The organism is Devosia elaeis (assembly GCF_001650025.1).
Lineage (GTDB): Bacteria > Pseudomonadota > Alphaproteobacteria > Rhizobiales > Devosiaceae > Devosia > Devosia elaeis.
Map to the genome: position 1 here is coordinate 1 of NZ_LVVY01000013.1, position 854 is coordinate 854.

Sequence of the window (854 nt, forward strand, 5' to 3'; positions counted from 1 at the left end):
TAGGTCCTGTTGACAAAGTGGATTCCCAAATCGGCTTTGCCGTGATTCAAGACTGCTTTTTAGGAGGCGGTTTTGGCGCGTGGGGATTTGTCGGACGCAGAGTGGCAGCTCATTGGCGAGCTTTTGCCGGCTGAGCGAGGACGCAAGTCCCGACCAGCGCAGGACAATCGCCGATATCTGAATGGCATGCTGCATGTCCTGCGGGTAGGCTGCCCTTGGCGCGACATGCATGAGCGCTACGGCAAGTGGAACTCGGTCTATGTCCGGTTTCGCCGCTGGGCCGAGCAAGGGGTCTGGGACGCCCTGCTTGAGACCCTGGTCGAACTCGGGCTCACCGACGACTGGCAGCACATGATCGACAGCACCACAGTGCGCGGCCACAGCCAGGCAGCGGGCGCAAAAGGGGGACTCATAAGGAGGCTTTTGGTCGATCACGCGGCGGCTTTACGTGCAAAGTCCACGCCCGCACAGACGGTCAGGGACGCCCTCTTGGCTTTGTCCTCACGGGCGGAGAAGCGTCAGATTATGCAGCCGTCCCTGCTTTGATGGCCATGCCGGTGGGCAAGCCGCGGCTGCTGTTGGCTGACAAAGGTTACGATGGCGACGTCGTCCGCCAGGATCTGCTGCTGAGCGGCATTGTTCCCGTGATCCCACCCAAAGCCAACCGCAAGAACCCGCCGCCGTGCGACTTCCGGGCCTACAAGGACCGCAACCGCATCGAGCGCATGTTCAACAGGCTCAAGCAGTTCCGCCGCATCGCCACGCGCTTCGACAAGACCGCAAAATCCTTCGCCGCTTTCCTGGCCTTAGCCGCAGCAAGGATATGGATGCCATACTTTGTCAACAGGACCTAG

The 854-nt window shown here is 60.8% G+C and carries 1 pseudogene; it reads left to right on the forward strand.

Annotation, left to right across the window (positions count from 1 at the left end):
- Positions 1 to 123: 123 nt before the first annotated feature.
- A pseudogene (locus A3840_RS19225) lies at positions 124 to 854 on the forward strand (IS5 family transposase).